General features: G+C 42.7%; 15 protein-coding genes. 13 read left to right on the top strand and 2 right to left on the bottom strand.

What is annotated here, in order from left to right; translation table 11 throughout:
* Positions 1-100: 100 nt before the first annotated feature.
* The 9 genes from ABID29_RS07765 (at position 101) to ABID29_RS07725 (ending at position 12,181) form a co-directional block, all read left to right on the top strand.
* Positions 101-1,864: a glycoside hydrolase family 13 protein gene (locus tag ABID29_RS07765; protein WP_354365589.1), complete on the top strand. Its 1,764-nt coding sequence runs from the start codon at positions 101-103 to the stop codon at positions 1,862-1,864.
* Between the two features lie 101 nt (positions 1,865-1,965).
* Complete coding sequence (locus ABID29_RS07760) at positions 1,966-3,228, top strand: extracellular solute-binding protein (protein WP_354365588.1); 1,263 nt, start codon at positions 1,966-1,968, stop codon at positions 3,226-3,228.
* 112 nt (positions 3,229-3,340) lie between these two features.
* Positions 3,341-5,035, top strand: a complete 1,695-nt coding sequence (locus ABID29_RS07755) for a glycoside hydrolase family 13 protein (protein WP_354365587.1) — start codon at positions 3,341-3,343, stop codon at positions 5,033-5,035.
* A 9-nt stretch (positions 5,036-5,044) separates the two neighbouring features.
* A complete protein-coding gene (locus ABID29_RS07750) occupies positions 5,045-7,162 on the top strand; it encodes an alpha-amylase family glycosyl hydrolase (protein WP_354365586.1) in 2,118 nt (705 codons plus the stop codon).
* 27 nt (positions 7,163-7,189) lie between these two features.
* Positions 7,190-8,488, top strand: coding sequence for a sugar ABC transporter permease (locus ABID29_RS07745; RefSeq protein WP_354365585.1), 1,299 nt, complete (start codon positions 7,190-7,192; stop codon positions 8,486-8,488).
* Positions 8,489-9,346 carry a sugar ABC transporter permease gene (locus ABID29_RS07740; protein ID WP_354365584.1) on the top strand — a complete coding sequence of 286 codons (858 nt, stop codon included), beginning with the start codon at positions 8,489-8,491 and terminating at the stop codon, positions 9,344-9,346.
* 580 nt (positions 9,347-9,926) lie between these two features.
* Positions 9,927-10,055: a hypothetical protein gene (locus ABID29_RS12340; protein ID WP_435533159.1), complete on the top strand. Its 129-nt coding sequence runs from the start codon at positions 9,927-9,929 to the stop codon at positions 10,053-10,055.
* Between the two features lie 184 nt (positions 10,056-10,239).
* Positions 10,240-11,016, top strand: a complete 777-nt coding sequence (locus ABID29_RS07730; protein ID WP_354365583.1) for a hypothetical protein — start codon at positions 10,240-10,242, stop codon at positions 11,014-11,016.
* A gap of 145 nt (positions 11,017-11,161) precedes the next feature.
* Positions 11,162-12,181 carry a LacI family DNA-binding transcriptional regulator gene (locus ABID29_RS07725; protein WP_354365582.1) on the top strand — a complete coding sequence of 340 codons (1,020 nt, stop codon included), beginning with the start codon at positions 11,162-11,164 and terminating at the stop codon, positions 12,179-12,181.
* A 48-nt stretch (positions 12,182-12,229) separates the two neighbouring features.
* Here the strand turns inward: ABID29_RS07725 and ABID29_RS07720 are convergent, their stop codons facing one another.
* Together ABID29_RS07720 and ABID29_RS07715 are read right to left on the bottom strand one after the other, a co-directional pair.
* Positions 12,230-12,901, bottom strand: a complete 672-nt coding sequence (locus ABID29_RS07720; RefSeq protein WP_354365581.1) for a potassium channel family protein — start codon at positions 12,899-12,901, stop codon at positions 12,230-12,232.
* Between the two features lie 24 nt (positions 12,902-12,925).
* The gene (locus tag ABID29_RS07715) at positions 12,926-14,278 is read right to left on the bottom strand and encodes a TrkH family potassium uptake protein (RefSeq protein WP_354365580.1); all 1,353 of its coding nucleotides are present in this window, start codon (positions 14,276-14,278) and stop codon (positions 12,926-12,928) included.
* 418 nt (positions 14,279-14,696) lie between these two features.
* Here ABID29_RS07715 and rsmH point away from each other — a divergent pair, with 418 nt between their 5' ends.
* From rsmH to mraY, 4 genes are read left to right on the top strand one after another with little or no spacing between them, the layout of a single operon-like run.
* A complete protein-coding gene (gene rsmH / locus ABID29_RS07710; RefSeq protein ID WP_354365579.1) occupies positions 14,697-15,641 on the top strand; it encodes a 16S rRNA (cytosine(1402)-N(4))-methyltransferase RsmH in 945 nt (314 codons plus the stop codon).
* A gap of 16 nt (positions 15,642-15,657) precedes the next feature.
* Positions 15,658-15,987, top strand: coding sequence for a cell division protein FtsL (ftsL, locus tag ABID29_RS07705; RefSeq protein ID WP_354365578.1), 330 nt, complete (start codon positions 15,658-15,660; stop codon positions 15,985-15,987).
* An 11-nt stretch (positions 15,988-15,998) separates the two neighbouring features.
* Positions 15,999-18,248 (top strand): penicillin-binding protein PBP2X, encoded by a 2,250-nt coding sequence (pbp2x, locus tag ABID29_RS07700; protein WP_354365577.1) that lies wholly within the window; start codon positions 15,999-16,001, stop codon positions 18,246-18,248.
* Between the two features lie 7 nt (positions 18,249-18,255).
* On the top strand, positions 18,256-19,245 hold the full coding sequence (mraY, locus tag ABID29_RS07695) for a phospho-N-acetylmuramoyl-pentapeptide-transferase (RefSeq protein WP_354365576.1): 990 nt from the start codon (positions 18,256-18,258) through the stop codon (positions 19,243-19,245).
* The last annotated feature ends 155 nt before the right edge of the window (positions 19,246-19,400 follow it).

Raw genomic sequence — 19,400 nt, 5'->3', positions numbered from 1 at the left:
TGCGGTATACTAATCTTAGTTTAAGAAAACGGTTGCGTTGGTTGTTTCTAAACATCGCTAGACTAGAAAGGAGGCCTTCGGCGCAAGGAATAGAGAATAGATGGAACTTACATCAATATATCATAGACCTGAATCCGAATATGCTTATCTTTATGAGAAAGATAAAATGCATATCCGAATCAGAACAAAGAAAAATGATATCAAGGCAGTTGTCTTGCACTATGGCGACTCTGTTATTTTTCACGAGGACTCATATGAAGAGTCTGTCGCCATGGAAAAGGTAGCAACTGATTTGTGGTTTGATTACTGGCAGTCGGAAGTATCTGTCAGGTTTGCTAGAATTCAGTATATCTTTGAAGTAGAGGATTTTGAAGGACAAACGGTCCTGTACGGTGATCGTGGTGTTGTTGAAAACACGTCTGAACATCTCAACTTCTTTATGAACGGCTTTAAACTACCTTATTTCCATGAGGCAGACCGTTGCAAGGTTCCTGAATGGGTCGCCAAAACCGTTTGGTACCAGATTTTCCCAGAGCGGTTTGCGAATGGCAATCCTGAAATATCTCCTAAGGATTCTTTGCCTTGGGACTCAACGATTATTCCGCAGAATTTTGATTTTTTTGGAGGTGATTTACAAGGGATTATTGATCAATTGGATTATCTGCAAGATTTAGGGATTACTGGTCTTTATCTCTGCCCTATCTTTGAAGCTCCTAGCAATCATAAGTATGACACACTAGATTATTTTGAGATTGATCGCCATTTTGGCGACAAGGATGTTTTTCGGCAACTGGTTGAAGAAGCTCACAACCGTGGCATGAAAGTCATGCTGGATGCCGTCTTTAATCATATCGGTCACCAGTCGCCTCAGTGGCAGGATGTTTTGGAGAAGGGAGAGCAGTCTGTCTACAAAGATTGGTTCCACATCCAAGAATTCCCTGTTACCAAGGAGAATCTGGGTAATAATCGCGACCTGAACTATCACGCGTTTGCCTTCCAAGGGCACATGCCCAAGCTCAATACGGCCAACCCTGAGGTCAAAGACTATCTCCTAAGCATTGCGACTTACTGGATTGAACACTTTGACATCGATGCTTGGCGGCTTGATGTAGCCAATGAGATTGATCATCAGTTCTGGCGAGCCTTCCAGCAAGCCGTTTTGGCTAAAAAGTCTGACCTTTATATTCTCGGTGAGATTTGGCACTCTTCGCAACCGTGGCTAAATGGCGATGAATTCCATGCGGTTATGAATTATCCTTTGTCTGAGAGTATCAAGGATTACTTCCTACGAGGTCGGATGGCTACCAGCCAATTTATCTCTGATATCAATAGTCAATCCATGTACTATAAACAGCAGATTGCGGAAGCTATGTTTAATCTCTTAGACTCGCATGATACGGAACGTATCTTGACAACAGCAAATGGGGATGTCCAGTTGGTAAAGGCGGCTCTGGCCTGTCTCTTCCTTCAACGGGGAACACCTTGCATCTACTATGGGACGGAAGTCGGCCTCAGTGGCGGTCATGACCCTGGCTGTAGGCGCGTTATGCCATGGGAGGATGAATTGCAAAACAAAGAGTTGTTGACCTTTGTGAAACAACTGATTCAGCTTCGCAAGGACATCTCAGAAATGATCCAGAAGGGGCGCTTGACCCTAGAGGAACTGCAATCGGATGTAATTTCGCTGAGATGGACCTATCAGGAACAGAGTCTGCACGCTATCTTTAATCATTCGAAGGAGCAGATCTCTTTGAAGGTTAACACACTAGACTTGATGAGTAACTGTCAGATCACAGCGGAAAGCTTGTCAGTTTTGCCAAATGGTTTTGCGATATTCCGCGATAAGGATAAAGTGTTGGGATAGCAACAGAGACGATATTTATTATAACATTGTAGCCGGCAAACTTGACAGTTATCATTATTAAGACACAATTAATTATATTCATTATTTAGGAGGAAAATATAATGAAATTTAACTTTAAAAAAGTTGCTTTGTCAACTTTAGTAGCAGCCTCAGCGCTTTCATTAGCAGCTTGTGGTGGTTCATCTTCAAAATCAGCTGAGCCAGCGGCAGATGGGGAGAAATCTTTGGTGGTTTCCGTCGATACCGGCTATGTTGACTATATCAATAGTATCAAAGGTAAGTTTGAAGAAGAAAATGGTGTTAAAATTACCGTTAAAGAAGAAGGAATGATTGACACCTTAGATAAATTGTCAACCGATGGTCCAACAGGAGCAGCCCCAGACGTTTTTGTGGCACCATATGACCGCGTGGGTGGTCTAGGTAACGAAGGTCAGCTTGCTGAAGTAACTTTGGGTAACAAGGCTGATTATGATGAAACAGCACAAAACTTGGTGACTTTAAATGGAAAAATCTACGGTGCACCAATGGTTGTTGAATCACTTATCCTTTACTACAACAAAGATTTAATCAAAGAAGCTCCAAAAACATTTGCAGAACTTGAAGAGCTTCAAAAAGATGCAAAATATGCCTTCGCTTCAGAAAGCGGTAAATCAGTAGCATTCTTGGCAAACTGGACTAATTTCTACTACGCTTACGGCTTGATTGCTGGTCACGGTGGTTACGTCTTTGGTGACCACGGTACTAAGCCGTCAGATATTGGTTTGGATAATGCTGGTACTGTAGAAGGTCTTGAATACGCTAAAAAATGGTATGCTATGTGGCCTCAAGGTATGCAAGATACCACAAAAGCAGGAGACTTTATCACTGAACAATTTACATCAGGTAAAGCAGCTGCAATTATTGATGGCCCTTGGGCTGCGGCATCACTTAAAGAAGCTGGTGTAAACTTCGGAGCTGCTCAAATTCCAACTCTTACCAACGGTGGCAACTACGAAGCCTTCGGCGGTGGTAAAGCTTGGGTTATCTCAAACTACAGCAAGAATATTGATACAGCTCAAAAATTCCTTGATTATTTGACTAATGAAGAAAATCAGAAAGCTTTCTATGATGCTACGCAAGAAATTCCTGCTAATATCAAAGCACGCGAATATGCTTCAGCACAAGGAAACGAGTTGACAAGTGCTGTTATCGCTCAATTCTCAAATGCTCAACCAATGCCAAATATCCCTCAAATGGCAGAAGTTTGGGAACCAGCGGGTACATTGTTCTTTGATGTTGCCTCAGGTAAAAAAGATGCTAAGACAGCCAGCAAAGAAGCTGTAACCTTCATTAAAGAAGCTATCGAACAAAAATATACTGAATAATAACTTATAAAAGCTGATTCAGATATATTTCTGTTCAGCTTTTTCTCTCTCTATTAAGGAAATTAGTAGAGAGAGAAAAGATTGGACAGATGGTATTTAGTAAGGAGAGATAATGAACAAAGCGGGATTTTTGCATATTCCTGATTCCAGATACTGTTTTGCAATTTCTGATAAAGAAGTTGTGATTCGATTGCGGGTGGCAAAGGAAGACAGAGATTTGGCGATTAGCCTTGTCTATGGGAATAAATACACCTACCACGAACAACAAGAAGAGGTCTCGCTGGAGCCCAGGTTTGTGGACAGCTACCATGCTTACTATGACGTTCGACTAAAGTTGACAGATGTTCGACTGACTTATGTTTTCAAAGTTCAGGACGGCGAAAAATCTTGGTACTACCATGAAAATGGCTTTAGCAAACACTACGATTTTGCTGATGCTTTTTATAATTGTTTCCAGCTGCCCTATATCAACCCTATTGATGTTCATCGCGTGGTTGACTGGGTGGACAGCGCGGTATTTTACCAAATTTTTGTGGATCGTTTTTATCGTGGAGACGCTGAGAAAGATGATACCTATATCAATATGGCGTGGACGGACAGGCCGCTTCCGAAGAGTTTTGCCGGAGGTGATCTTGAAGGGATTAGGCAAAAGTTACATTACCTCAAGGACTTGGGGATAAATACCATTTACCTGACTCCGATTTTCTCATCCATCAGCAATCATAAGTACGATATTCGAGATTATTATGATGTTGACAAGCAGTTTGGTAGTAAGCTAAGCCTGAAGCAACTTATTGAGGACATTCATGAATTGGATATGAAAATTATCCTCGATGCGGTCTACAACCATTCCAGTGATTTGCTTCCAGAATTTCAGGATGTGATTAAAAATGGGAAAGATTCGTCTTATTTTGACTGGTTTATGATTGACGGTGAAACCGTTGATCAAAAAGCAATCAATTATGAGACATTCGCTGCTTGTTCCTATATGCCAAAGTTTAACACGTCCAACCTTGAGGTACAGGATTACCTCTTGGATGTTACCCTCTATTGGACGCGAGAGTTTCAGCTTGATGGCTGGAGGCTTGATGTCTCAGATGAAGTATCGCATGATTTTTGGCGTCGCTTTAGAAAAGCAGTGAAAGCTGTCAATCCTAACATCATTATTATTGGTGAAAACTGGCACGATGCCTACCCTTATTTACAAGGTGATCAGTACGATGGTATCATGAATTATGCTTTTACCAAAGCTTGCTTGGATTATTTTGCGGCAGAAACACTATCATCTCAGGAGATGGCTGAGCGACTCAATCATATTCTCATGCGAAATACTGAGCAAGTCAACCGTATGAATTTGAATCTGTTGGACTCTCATGACACGCACCGCTTCTTTACTCAAATTGGCGGATCAAGAGATAAGTTATTAGCAGCAGTCGCCTTGCTCTTTACTTTTATTGGAATCCCTTGCCTCTATTATGGTACAGAGATTGCTATGGAAGGTGGCTATGATCCTGATTGTCGCAGGGGCTTTAACTGGAATGAAGACGAGTGGAATCAAGACTTGATGTCTGTCATCAAGAAGATTATCGCACTAAAACAACTACCTGTAATTCAGAAAGGAGATATTTTTATTAGTTCAACAGGTAATTTTCTGTCTATTCAGCGTTCTTGGCAAGGGACGAGGATAGAGTTATTAATTAATAAAGGAGAGGAGGTAGAGGTGTCAACAGAAGGCGTTATTGTTAGCAACGGTCTATCGAATCAATGCTTAAAGACGAATGGTTTTAAGGTTTGTTTGAATCTATAGGAGAACGAAATGAAACAAAAGAAAAAATATATTTTTGGAGTGTTAGCAGGCCTTACTTTTTTTAGCTTTTTGGGTAATGTTTATGCAGATGAAGTAACTGCTGTAACTAATAAAGCAGATTTTTCTACGGATACGATTTATCAAATTGTTACGGATCGTTTTGTGGATGGTGATCCATCTAACAATGCTCAAGGAGAGTTGTTTGATAGAGGTGATTTAAGGAAATATCATGGTGGTGATTGGCAAGGAATTATCTCAAAAATTAAAGATGGTTATCTAACTCAGATGGGGATATCAGCAATTTGGATTTCTGCACCTGTTGAAAATATAGGAGTGCTAGATCCATCTTCTAAAAGCGCAGCCTATCATGGCTATTGGGCAAGAGATTTTTTTAAAACCAATAGTCATTTTGGCACAATGGAAGATTTTAAGGAATTGATTAGGGTTGCCCATGATAACAATATCAAAGTTGTGATTGATTTTGCTCCAAATCATACTTCTACAGCCGAGTATGCTGGTTATACTTTTCCAGAAGATGGTGCACTATACCGTAACGGGGAACTAGTTGGAAAATTTTCTCAAGATGATAAAAACTTATTTAACCATGAAGCTTGGATGAGTACCTCCGCGCTGGAAAACGGTATCTATCATAGTTTATATGGTTTAGCTGATTTAAATAACATTAATCCCATTATTGATAACTACATGAAAGAAGCGATTCAAATGTGGTTAGATATGGGGATTGACGGTATTCGTGTAGATGCCGTTAAACATATGTCCTTGGGATGGCAGAAAAACTGGTTAAGTAGCATCTATCAGAAGCATAATATTTTTACATTTGGTGAATGGTTCGCAGGAGGGACTGATAATGATGCGGATATGAGTCATTTTGCGAATAATAGTGGGATGAGTTTATTGGATTTTCGTTTTGCAAATGCAGTTAGAAAATTATATACCGATTTTTCTTATTCTATGAATGATTTCTACCAAGTTCTGAAAAATACAGAAAGTGATTATAAAGAAGTATCAGACCAAGTTACTTTTATTGATAATCATGACATGGAACGTTTTGCTACAATAGTTCACAATAATCAAATTGCTGTCAATCAGGCTTATGCGTTACTTCTTACGTCCAGAGGAGTACCTAATCTTTACTACGGCAGTGAGCAGTATGCTCAAGGGGGGAATGATCCTGAAAATAGAGGAGATATGACTAGTTTTGATCAAACTTCCACAGCTTATCAAGTGGTTAGTAAGTTAGCTCCTCTTAGGAAGACTAATTTGGGCCTAGCATATGGTGGGACTCAAGAGCGATGGATAAATCAAGATGTTTTGGTCTTTGAAAGACAATTTGGGAATCATGTGGCATTAATAGCGGTGAATAAAAATCAAACTCATTCTTACCAAATCAACAATGCTGTTACATCATTACCGGCTGGAAAATATACAGATAAACTTGAAATGATTCTGGGTGGCGATGAGTTGCTTGTTAATGAAGATGGAACAGTACAAACATTTGAGTTATCGCCAGGAGAAGTCGCTGTTTGGACTTATGAGGGTGAAAGTCATCAGCCTAACTTGGCTGATGTAGATGCTTCGTTTGGAATCGCTGGGAATACTATAACGCTTAGTGGTCAAGGCTTTGGTAAGGCAATAGGAACTGTTTCTTTTGGACAGAATAAGGCTGAGGTAGTAGATTGGGATGATACTCTCATCAGGGTCAAAGTTCCAGAAATTGAAGCAGGTTTCTACGACATATCACTCACGACTAATGAAGGGGTTGATAGCACACCTTACAGCAATTTTGAAGTTTTAACAGGAAATCAAATCCCAGTTCGTTTGAAAGTTAATAATTTTAATACTAATTGGGGTGAACAGCTTTACATATTAGGTAATGTTTCAGAGTTGGGTGGAGGACGCTCAGAGTATGCTGTAGGACCACTGTTCAATAATACAGCAAGTATAGCAAGTTATCCTAATTGGTTCTATGATGTTAGTTTACCTGTTAATACTACAATTACTTATCAATTCGTAAAAAAAGATAGTTATGGCAATGTTTTATGGGTAGGTGAAAATAGAAGCTTCACAACTGGTGAACAAGCTGATACGATTATCTTAAAAGAATAAGATTGGATATTTTTTGAAAGGGCACATATGGGAACTAAAAAACATAATCCACAATTAGCAATGTGGTTATCGCTAGTTTTGGGACTAGGTCAACTTTATAATCGTCAAAAAGCAAAAGGATTGATACTTCTGGGGGTATTTGTCTTAGAAGTTATTGAAATTATTACCTTTGGAATTCCAGCTATTCAAGGTTTGATTACACTTGGTTCAACGCCTGTGGTTGATCATTCCTTGTTTCTTCTCATTAAAGGAGCTATGCAGATTATCGCCTTTGTTATCATGGCTATAATCCATGGTGCTTGTATGAGGGATGCTTACCATACCGCTAAACTTATTGGGGAGGGGTTTGAGGTTCCTATCACAGCCAAGGAAACGTTTAGGTCTATTTACGAGAATGGTTTTCCGTATTTGTTGACAATTCCTGCTTATTTAGCTATGGCGTTTACGATTGTTTTTCCAGTTTTGGTAACATTGTTTATTGCTTTTACCAATTATGATTTTAGACATATCCCACCTCAACGCCTAATTGACTGGGTAGGATTTAAGAATTTTACGAATATAGTCCAACTTAGTACTTTTAGACAAGCATTTTCTGCGGTATTATCGTGGACCTTTATTTGGACTCTGCTAGCATCCACTTTGCAAATTGTGATTGGGGTAGCAACAGCTATTATTGCTAATCAATCGTTCATAAAATTTAAGAGAGTTTTCGGGGTTATTTTCTTGCTTCCGTGGGCAGCTCCAGCTTTCATCTCGATTATGAGTTTTGGGAATTTCTTCAATGACTCTATTGGTGCTATGAACATGCAGGTATTGCCATTTATTGAGAAATTTATTCCGTTTGTTGATTTTGGCCTTATTCCATGGAAAACTGATCCTTTCTGGACTAAGGTTGCGGTTATCATGGTACAGGGCTGGTTGGGCTTCCCATATATCTATATTTTAGTTTCAGGGATTCTCCAGTCTATTCCATCTGATTTGTATGAAGCTGCAACTATTGATGGAGCAACAGCATGGCAAAAGTTTTGGAGAATTACCTTACCGATGATTTTAGCTGTAGCAGCCCCAACCTTTATTTCCCAGTATACCTTTAACTTTAACAACTTCTCTATCATTTATCTCTTCAATAATGGAGGACCAGGTAGTGTTGGTGGTGGTGCTGGTGCCACAGATATCTTGATTTCTTGGATCTATAAATTGACGACTCAGACATCGCCACAATTTTCAATGGCGTCTGCCGTGACTTTGATTATCTCCTTGATTGTCATTTCTGTGTCACTTATCACCTTTAAAAAATTCAACGCATTCAATATGGAGGACAGATAAATGGCTTCAAAAAAACTTTCAGGCTCTATAAAAAGAAAGAGATTTTTGACAAAATTCTTTACCTATGCTTACTTGTTGTTACTGGCTGTCATTATTTTATTTCCCATCTTGGTAACTATTACCTCAGCATTTCGTCCAGGGAACGTGACTGCATTTACTTTAAACTTAAACAGTAACTTTACTTTGAATAATTTTAATCGTTTATTCACAGAAACACTTTATGGGCGTTGGTATTGGAATACGATTATTGTTGCATTCTTTACAATGATCATTCAAGTAACAGTTATTACTTTAACCGGTTATGCCTATAGTCGTTATAATTTCTTTGGGAAGAAAAAAAGTTTATTGTTTTTCCTGATTATTCAAATGGTTCCTACAATGGCTGCGCTAACTGCTTATTTTGTAATGGCTTGGCTTTTCAATGCACTCAACCAATATTGGTTCCTTATTCTGATCTATGTTGGTGGGGGTATCCCGATGAACGCTTGGCTCATGAAAGGTTATTTTGATACCGTACCTTATGACCTAGATGAATCAGCCAAGCTTGACGGAGCAGGGCACTTACGCATTCTTTGGCAGATTGTCCTACCTCTGGTTAGACCTATGATTGCTGTCCAAGCGCTCTGGGCCTTCATGGGACCTTTTGGGGACTTTATGCTGGCTAAATTTTTACTTCGTTCACAAGAAAATTATACTGTAGCAGTAGGTTTGCAGACTTTCATATCTGATGCTAAAAATCAAAAAGTAACCTTGTTTGCGGCAGGTGCCATTCTTATCTCTGTTCCAATTTGTATCCTCTTCTTTATGCTTCAAAAGAACTTTGTTTCTGGATTGACAAAAGGTGGGACAAAAGGCTAGTCGACAGGCTTGAAGGATTCCCAAAAGTGCAGAGGCTGGGGCAAAAGTCCTTGCCTCTCCCTTTATTTTTGAATGATCAAGCAAGCCGACTTCATCAGCTTTTGCTGTCCTACTCAATTGTGTGAAGCTGGATTAAAAAGGTCTGGGAGATCTGTTTAATCGGGAAATGACACTTGCGAAAGCAAGTGTCAAAAACGGAGGAGACTGTTTCAGCCCGAACCCTAAAATTAAGGAGGTGAGGGAAAATCGAGTTCTCACGAATTTCCGATTTCTGCCCCTCTCTTTTGGGTTCTGATTAAGTCAATTCCTTTTTGACAGAGTGTCTATAAAGTGATAACATAAGCCTATTAATCGACTGATAAGGAGATCAAGATTGATTTAGTGCTTATTTCTTGTGGCGAGTCGACGTGACTTAGGACTGTTCAATAAGTAGGAAAGAGATTAGAAAACCACTAGAAGGTGGCGGATTAAGAAAAGCGCTACCCAAAAAGTTGGTGGAGAGGATGTCCCTCGGGATGTCCTTCACGATAAGGCGACACTTATAGCATTTATCAAAGGTAAAATAAAGGAAAAGCCTAAGGTGACAAGACAAGCCATTGCAGATGAGGTTGGAGTTAGCATAAAAACGATTCAAAGGACAGTAAAGGAAATCGATCATCTGCGTTATATCGGTATTGGGAGCAATTGGCATTGGGAGTTAGAGGAGTAGGTTGATTAGCCGCTTGTTCAATGACTAACCAAAGAGCCGGTTGGTGTGCCAATCAAACAGATACTTTGATTGCCGATGCGTCTGCTTGGCCAGTTTGCCATTGAGATTTATTTATAAAACATAAGAACTGTTAACTAAAGGCGGCAAGGAGCTGCCTCCCGCTCTTTCTACGAAAGGATCATTGATGAACCGTTACCCGATGTCTTATTTTTCAAGCTTATTTCCACCAAGGCGCATTTTTGGCCAGAGACAGAGCCTGTCTGTGTGGCAGATGGTCCTGACGACGCTCTTTTTGATGTCCCTCTTATTTATTCCTGTCTCCCTCCAAGTTGGCCAGTTGACAACTTATCCATTAGAGCGTATCGTTTCTGGGGTATATGATCCGCTGACCAAGGAGGTTATGGCTCATTTAGGGACAGGAGAATGGCGAGAAGGGCAGTTGGTTATCAATGAGGCAACTTTTCCACAGGTCTCTTTCGGGCCTATTCTTCCGGCGGAGACGGGGATTGTTTACCAATTTGCCAAGGACAAGCTGGCCATTCACCAAGACGACCTGCTTGTGGTAGAAGTCCCTTATAGCCAGCTCTCTTCCAAGGATTTACAGACCAAGGAGCAGTTGACAGCGACTCTCTCGGACTACTGGTTTTCAGAGAATCGGTTTGGGATTAGCCTCTTTTTGATAGGGACGTCTTGTTTGATTCTAGGAACGAATTTTCTCCTCTTGGTTCTTGGGTCGAGTCTGATTTTGTATTTGGCTTCTTTGACCAAGTGGTTTGACTTGAAAGGATTTAGACAGGCTTACACCTTCACCTTGAATTGTCTAGGCTTGCCGACAATCCTGACTTGCCTAATTGGTTTGTTTGGACAACCGATGACGACTCTTATCATGGTGCAAAATAGTTTCTTTATTTTGCTTTTAGTGCTGGTCTTCTTTAAAACACGCTTTAAGGATGAGCCGTAAGGCCAGAGTTTTTTCATGATGTAAACGGACCGCAAGTTTTGCGCAATCATCAGGCAAACGCTTGTTTTTTAGGGTGAATTAACGTAAAATATTATAGAAAAGAAAAACAGCGCGATTTCGAAAGAGCTGGGAAAGGAAGAGGGACATGGTTACGATCAAAGATGTTGCAGAACGTGCGGGTGTTAACGCTTCAACAGTCAGTAGGGCCTTGAAAGACAGTCAGTCTATTTCTAAAAAAACCAAAGAGCGCGTCCGTCAGGCCATGGAAGAGCTCGGTTATGTGCCTAACGTTGCGGCCAAGATGTTGGCCAGTGGGTTGACCTATTGTGTCGGGGTTATCCTGCCTCCCTTGGTCAGTCCTGATCGGGTCAGCGAGCCCTTCTTCATGGAGATTCTAACGGCGATTGCCGATGAGGCCAAAAAGCATGATTTTACCATTTCGATGGCGGTCAGCGAGAGTATGGAGGATTTAGAACGTCAAGTTCAGTTGCTCTATCGCCAGCGCCGTGTGGATGGTTTTATTGTCCTTTATTCGGAGAGTGATGATCCGGTTCGGCGTTTTCTGGCGGAAAATCAGGTCCCCTTTGTGATTGTGGGCTCTCCGACGGATAGCGGGAGCGAGACGGTTTATATTGACAATGACAACCAGCTTATGGCAAGGACTGCGGTCGAGTACCTTCATGACAAGGGGCATGAGAAGATTTTGTTTGTGACGGATGATTTGGAAAGCGAGGTTTTCTTAGAGCGCTATCTTGGCTATCTCAAAGGTGTCAGCAAGCTTAAGCTAGCCCAGTTTGAGGCTCAGCTATTTGATCGAGAGCAGGCGGAAACCCTACACGCATTGATAGAAAAGATTCAGTCGGAGTCCATTAGCGCCCTCATCGTGATCGGGGATACCTTGTCCATCAGGGTCATTCAGCTCTTGTCCTTTTATGGGATCAAGGTGCCAGACGATCTGTCGCTACTTTCCTTTAACAATTCCGTTTACTCCACCATGTTGCATCCGTATTTGACAACTTTTGACATCAATGTAGAGCATCTGGGACGAAACAGTGTTTCATATCTGGTCAAAAAGATCAACCACGAAGATTTCTTGGTTTCTTCTGTTACAGTTCCCTTTCATTTGCAAGAGCGTGAGAGTGTGACGAAATTGATCCGAGATTAACAAAAACCGCTTAACCAGTTTGTTTAGGTTAGGCGGTTTTAGAGTGCACTATTTCAGGTTGGACAGGCCTTTTAATTGGTCAAAGCGATCGTTGTCAATAACGGCTAAGAGACGTTCGGTGTCTTTGAAGCGATAATCTCTGGTGAGATTGGTCTTGATTCGCTGAGAGCCGTCTGTCCGATAGCCGATCAGGTTCATCTGATAGGTCTGTCTCAAGGGAATCTCAATCAAGGAGTGATTCAACCAACTTTCTGGAGGATAGAACTCGACAATACTGAGGTTCTCATCGATGCTGACGAAGTCAGTAGTGCTGGGGAAGAGGACTTGTTTGGCAACGGCGATTCCCATTTCCTTTTCAGGAGAGATGACATCGTCTGCCCCGACTTTGATCAGGACCTGGGCTGCGATATCGCTGGTTGCTTTGGCGATGACTTCAGACACACCTAGGTTTTTACAATGCATGACGGCTAAGACGCTGGCTTCTAAGCTGCTCCCTGTTGAAATGACCACTGCATCGCAGGTATCAATGCCTGCCGCTTCCAGTAACTCAAAATCGGTAATGTCGCCGATGATTCCTTGGGTCAGATAAGGCGCAACAGCATTGATATGGGCTTCGCGGTTATCGACTGCGATAATTTGGCAGTCGTAGTTTTTGAGGGTGTGGACGATGCTGGTCCCGAAAATACCGAGACCGAGAATTCCGATGGTTCTTTCTGACATAAGATTTTCCTTTTTAAAAATAAGTTAGCCAACAAAGAGGTCTGATTTGGCGTAGTGCAAGGTTTGTTTCTTAGAGGCTTGTCGGCGATTGAGGCTGGTGATAACGGTGATGGGGCCGATTCGTCCTGCAAACATCAGTCCCATGACTAAGACTAGACTGGCCTGGCTGAGTTGGCTGGTGAGATTGGCCGAGACGCCAACCGTAGCCAAGGCTGACATGGTTTCAAAGACCAAATGGAGGAAGTCAGCCTTAGGCTCTAGAGCGGTGAGAAGGATCAAGCCCAGGATAAAGGTTGCGATAAAAACGCTGGTGATGGCCAGAGACTTCTGGACAACGGTAGGGGCGATGGTCCGATAACGGAAGTTGGTATGGGGGAGGCCGAGGATTTGTCCACGGACAAATAGGATGATAACGAGGAGGGTAGTGATCTTGATGCCTCCTGCGGTCCCTCCTGGAGCGCCTCCCATCATCATTTGGATAATAAAGATGAGCAAGGTAATGGGATTAGCTCTGGTATAATCCATGGTTGCAAAGCCTGCGGTCCGCATGCTGACGGTTTGGAAGAAGCTGACCAGTAGCTTGTGACCGAGGGGCAGATTTCCAATGGTGGCGGGATTCTGATATTCGCTGATGAAGGTCAAGAGGGTCCCAATGGTCAATAGGCTGACAGTAACAGCCAGGACCACCTTGGTGTGAAAACGCAGATGGCGCAGGCTTCGCTTTTGAAGAACTTGCGTTTTGAGATCAAACCAGACGGAAAAACCAATTCCCCCCATGATAATCAAGCTAGCTACTGTGAGGTTGAGGAGGAAGTCGGTCGGGTAGTTCTGGAGACTATTGGCGCCTAGGTTATCAAAACCAGCGTTACAAAAAGCAGAGATGGCCATGAATAAGGCTGAAAAGAGCCCTTTTGACCAGCCTAGAAGAGGCACCAGGCGTAGACTGAGAAGGATAGCGCCGATCCCTTCTATGGCAAAGGTAAAGGCGAAAACAGCCTTCATAAAATCCTTGAATCCGGTAGTTTCTTCACGATTTAAACTTTCCTGAAGGGTGGTTCGATCGACTAGGCTGAATTTTTTACTGACATCCAGGTAGAGAAAACCGAGAAAGCTTAGAACGCCAAGCCCGCCGATTTGCATGAGAAACATGCAGACGATTTGTCCCAGTGTATTGTAAGTTTCAGCAACGGCCCGGGTGGATAGGCCGGTCACGCAGACCATAGAGACAGTGGTGAAGAGGTGGTCCATGTAGCTGGCTGTAGAGGTTTCAAGCTGCATGATGGGCAGACTGAGGAGGAAAGACCCTAGCAGGATCATTCCTAAGAAAAAGAGGAGAATCCGTCTGGTAGGGGAGAGGTGTTTAAGGAATGTTTTCATAGGTGACTTTCTAAGAGGTAAAACTGATATTATTTTACCATACTTTAGGCCGAATTCTCCAAAAAGTTTGTTGATGGCAACAAGAAGCTCTGTGTCGCCTTAATGGATCGGCTATTGCTCTCTTGCGGAAGATCATTTTGGGAGGCTGGGCTAAGGCTAGGTTTTTAAGTCATTCTAGAGAAACCTGGTTGACTCGCTAGGGAAGTCCTTTTAGTTGCTGCTAGGGGCAAAACGTTCACGATTGAGAGGCTTGGTTATTTTTAGCATCGGGGGAGTGACTAGGGCCATGAATTTCCGGACAGCTGGTGAGGCAATGCCTTGTAAAATGTCTGGAAAAAGCTGTCGGGATTAGGGTGTTAGGATTTCTTTTGGGCTCAAACCCGCCCTTTAGTGAAAAATGTGGTACAATAGATAAGATATGACAGATGCATTTAAACATGAAACAGTATTGTTGCAAGAAACAGTGGATGGTTTAGACGTAAAACCAGATGGGATTTATGTGGATGCGACCTTGGGAGGGGCTGGCCATAGCCAGTACCTCTTGTCAAAGCTTGGTCCTAAGGGCCACCTTTATGCGTTTGACCAGGACCAGACCGCTATTGACCATGCTCAGACAAGGCTGGCTCCCTACATTGAAAAAGGGCAGGTCACCTTTATTAAGTCTAATTTCCGTTATCTAAAAGAAGAGTTGGCTAAACATGGTGTTACTCGCATTGATGGGATTTGCTATGACTTGGGGGTGTCCAGTCCTCAGCTGGATGAGCGGCAAAGGGGCTTTTCCTATAAGCAGGATGCACCGTTAGATATGCGGATGGATCAAAGTCAGTCCTTGACAGCCTACCATGTCGTAAATGAGTATGATTTTCAAGAACTGGTGAAGATTTTTTTCCGTTATGGTGAGGACAAATTTTCCAAGCAAATTGCCCGAAAAATTGAGCAACAACGCGCCATCAAGCCAATCGAGACAACGACAGAGCTGGCTGAGTTAATCAAATCAGCCAAGCCGGCAAAAGAACTCAAGAAAAAAGGGCATCCTGCCAAGCAGATCTTCCAGGCTATCCGAATAGCGGTGAATGATGAGCTAGGCGCAGCAGAGGCGTCTTTAGCTCAGGCTATTGACCTTCTATCCGAAGACGGGCGGATTTCAGTCATTACCTTCCATTCCTTGGAAGACCGTTTGACCAAGCAGCTTTTTAAGGAAAAATCCACAGTGACAGTGCCAAAAGGCTTGCCGGTCTTACCTGCTGAATTGAAACCGACCTTGGCAGTAGTTAATCGTAAGCCGATTTTGCCGAGCGAGGAAGAATTGGCTCGCAACAATCGAGCCCATTCGGCAAAATTACGGATTGCCCGCAAAATATGACAGCAAAGGAGATAGCATGGCAAGAGAAGATGAGCAAAAACAGGCCTTGGATCATTTGATTCGAGAACGGGTTAAGACCTTTTCAGGTGTTGAAAAAGCTTTTTATGGGAGCATTGTTTTGACAGCGGTTATTCTTGCAGTCAGCATTATCTATATGCAGACCCAACTCTTGCAGCTCCAAGCAGAAATGACTGCTGTTCAGACGGAGATTGATCGCAAGCAATTGGAGTATGATGAGGCCAAGCAAGCAGTCAATGAATTGACCCGTTACAATCGCCTAATGGAAATCGCTAATGAAGCTGGCTTAAGCCTCAAAAAGGAAAATACTGGGATTCCAGGAGAATAGGGAAATGAAAGATGAGTAAGCGTCGGAAACTGTTGAGTTACGCCTTGTCTGGAAGGCGAAGTCCAGCCTATAATCGCAAACGTGTCGGAGTGTCGTTGAGCCTTTTGTCTGTTTTGTTGTTCCTAGTTTTCCTGACTAATTTTGCGCTGATTATCATCACGGGTAAGAAGTTTGGCCAGGATTTGAAGACTTTGGCGGCTGAGCGCCATCAGACAACTGTGACTGTCCAAGCCAAACGGGGAACGATTTATGACCGAAACGGAACAGCTATTGCAGAAGATTCAACAACGTACAGCATCTATGCTATTCTTAGTAAAGAATATGTCTCTGCTAAAGGAGAAAAACTCTTTATCCAGGCGGAACAGTATGACGATGTGGCAAAGATTTTGGCGGAAAAACTGGAATTAGAAGAAGATTTTGTTAAAGATCAGCTGAAACTAAAGGATAAATACCAGGTCGCTTTTGGACCGAAGGGAAACAATATTTCCTATAGTAAAAAGGTAGAACTGGAGCTGGCGTTCGAGGAAGTTGGCGTCACTGGGATAGGTTTTACCGCTAGTCCGGGTCGCCTCTACCCAAATGGGGTCTTTGCCTCGCATTTTATTGGCTTAACAACCTTAGAGGATAATCAGGATGGTAGCCAGTCTATTGTAGGCCAATCCGGGCTGGAACATGATTTGAACAAGCTATTGTCTGGTAAAGATGGGATCATCACTTACGAAAAGACCGCATCCGGTGTGATCAAACCTGGGACAGAGACGGTGACCCAGAAAATTGTGGATGGACAAGATGTTTATACAACCCTATCTGCTCCCTTACAGTCCTATCTTGAAACCAATATGGACATTTTCCAGGAAAAAGCCAACGGAGTCTTGGCCAGTGCGACTATCGTTGCAGCCAAGACAGGGGAAATTTTGGCGACGACCCAGCGTCCGACCTTTGATGCGGATACTAAGGAAGGGGTTAATGATTCACTGGATTGGAAAAACACCCTCTACCAGCACCAATACGAACCAGGCTCTACGCTTAAGGTGGTGACTCTGGCTGCTGGTATTGATTCTGGAAAGTTTGACCCAACCTACTATTATAATAATGCCAGTTATACGCTGATTGATACGGTGATTAGGGACTGGGATGTCAATATGGGCTTGTCAGAAGGGCGTTATATGAATCTTGCTCAAGGATTTGCCCATTCCTCTAACATAGCCATGTTGATTTTGCAACAAGCTATGGGGGATCAACTCTGGCTTAATTACCTGAGCCAATTTGATTTTGGTTTACCAACGCGATTTGGCATGAATAATGAGAGCTTTGGACAGCTCAACCGAGATAACCAGGTGACGATAGGGTCATCAGCCTTTGGTCACGGGATTTCGGTCACTCAGGTTCAAATGTTAAAGGCTTTCTCGGCTATCGCCAATAAAGGGGAGCTTTTGACGCCGAAATTTATCGCAGCGACTTATGATCCGAATACCCAGACAGCCCGTAAGGGCAGTCGGGAAGTGGTTGGAAAGCCTGTTTCAGAGCAGGCTGCTGATCAAACCTTGCAGTATATGGTGACAGTAGGGACGGATCCTTACAATGGGACCTTGTATTCATCAGAGACAGGGGCCATTATCCAAGTCAATGGTGTGCCAGCAGCGGTTAAGTCAGGGACTGCTCAGATCGCTAAGAAAGACGGTTCGGGCTATATTGAAGGAGAAAATGCTACCATTAACTCTGTCGTTGCCATGTACCCGTCTGAGAATCCTGACTTTATCATGTATGTAACCTTGCAACAACCAGAACATTGGAGTCCCCTCTTTTGGATGGACGTGGTCAATCCTGTTTTGGAAGAAGCAGTACGAATGAAAGATATGCTAAACCTCACGAATCCAACAATGATTTTAGATGATGTTGAGGGAGAGACAAAATACAAACTGCCAAACCTGATTGGCCGAGCTCCAGGTGAAACGGCTGCTGAACTTAGAAGACATCTGGTTCATCCTGTTGTCATCGGCTCAACCAATGAGATTGAAGATAGCTCTATCAAGCCGGGAACCAATGTTCCTGCTAATCAACGGATTCTGCTTTGGACAGGTAATCTCAAAACAATGCCGGATCTTTATGGTTGGTCAGAAGCAGAAGTCAAACAGTTTGAAGAATGGTCAGGGATTACGGTTACCTATAAAGGGACAGGTAGTAGGGTTATTAAACAAAATGTTAAACCGGAAACAGAAACTGAAAAACTAACAAAAATGACAGTAACGCTAGGAGATTAATGGACTTATGATACTTATGGGGAGTTTCTTGGCTTTTGCCCTAACGATTATAGGCATGCCAATTTTCATAAAAACCTACCAAAAGGCTAAAATTGGTGGTCAGCAGATGCATGAGGATGTTAAGCAACATCAGGCTAAAGCAGGAACACCGACTATGGGGGGGACAGTCTTTTTACTGGTTGCCTTGAGTCTAGGTTTGATCTTTGCTCTTCTTACCCAGGCAGGCTGGTCCACTTACGGTATCCTTTTTATCCTGTTTCTTTATGGTTTGATTGGATTTTTGGATGATTTTTTGAAGGTCTTTAAGCAGATCAACGAAGGATTGAATCCCAAACAGAAATTAGTTCTCCAACTCGTCGGTGGTTTAATTTTCTACCTGGCCCATATTAACCATTCTGGAAGTGGTTTGCTCAATGTCTTTGGCTATGACATCCAGCTGGGCTGGCTCTACATCTTTTTCGTTCTCTTTTGGTTGATTGGTTTTTCCAATGCGGTCAATCTGACCGACGGGATTGATGGTTTGTCGTCAATTTCGGTAGTGATTAGCTTACTTGCTTATGGGGTCATTGCTTACAAACAAAGTCAGTTGGATCTCTTAATCGTCATAGGGATTATGATTGGCGCCTTGTTGGGTTTCTTTGTTTTCAATAAAAAGCCTGCCAAGGTATTCATGGGAGACGTAGGTTCCCTAGCGCTTGGTGGAATGCTGGCGGCTATTTCTATCGCCCTTCATCAAGAATGGACCTTGCTCCTTATCGGATTGGTTTATGTGATTGAGACCGCTTCGGTTATGTTGCAAGTGGCCTACTTTAAGCACACGAAGAAAAAGTATGGCGAAGGGCGCCGAATTTTTCGGATGACGCCTTTCCATCATCATTTGGAACTTGGAGGGCTCTCTGGGAACGGTCGGCCCTGGACGGAATGGCAGGTGGATTTCTTCCTTTGGGGATTGGGAGTAGTGATGAGCCTTTTGACCCTTGTGGTCCTTTACCTTTAATTTCTGATAATAGCGTGCAAGAAATGCTGGCAGTCTGAGAGAGTTAGCCTGCGAACGGGGACTAGCTGAATAGGGTGCCTTGCTTCATCAACGCTAGTATCAAGGGGCAGTAGCATGCTTCTGAAAAGGCTCTATAGAAGATAGCGAAGTATTTG

This window comes from Streptococcus rupicaprae (assembly GCF_040545225.1).
GTDB classification, from domain to species: Bacteria; Bacillota; Bacilli; order Lactobacillales; family Streptococcaceae; genus Streptococcus; species Streptococcus rupicaprae.
The sequence above is the reverse complement of the archived record's forward strand: the minus strand, read 5'-3'. Positions and strand labels throughout refer to the sequence as shown.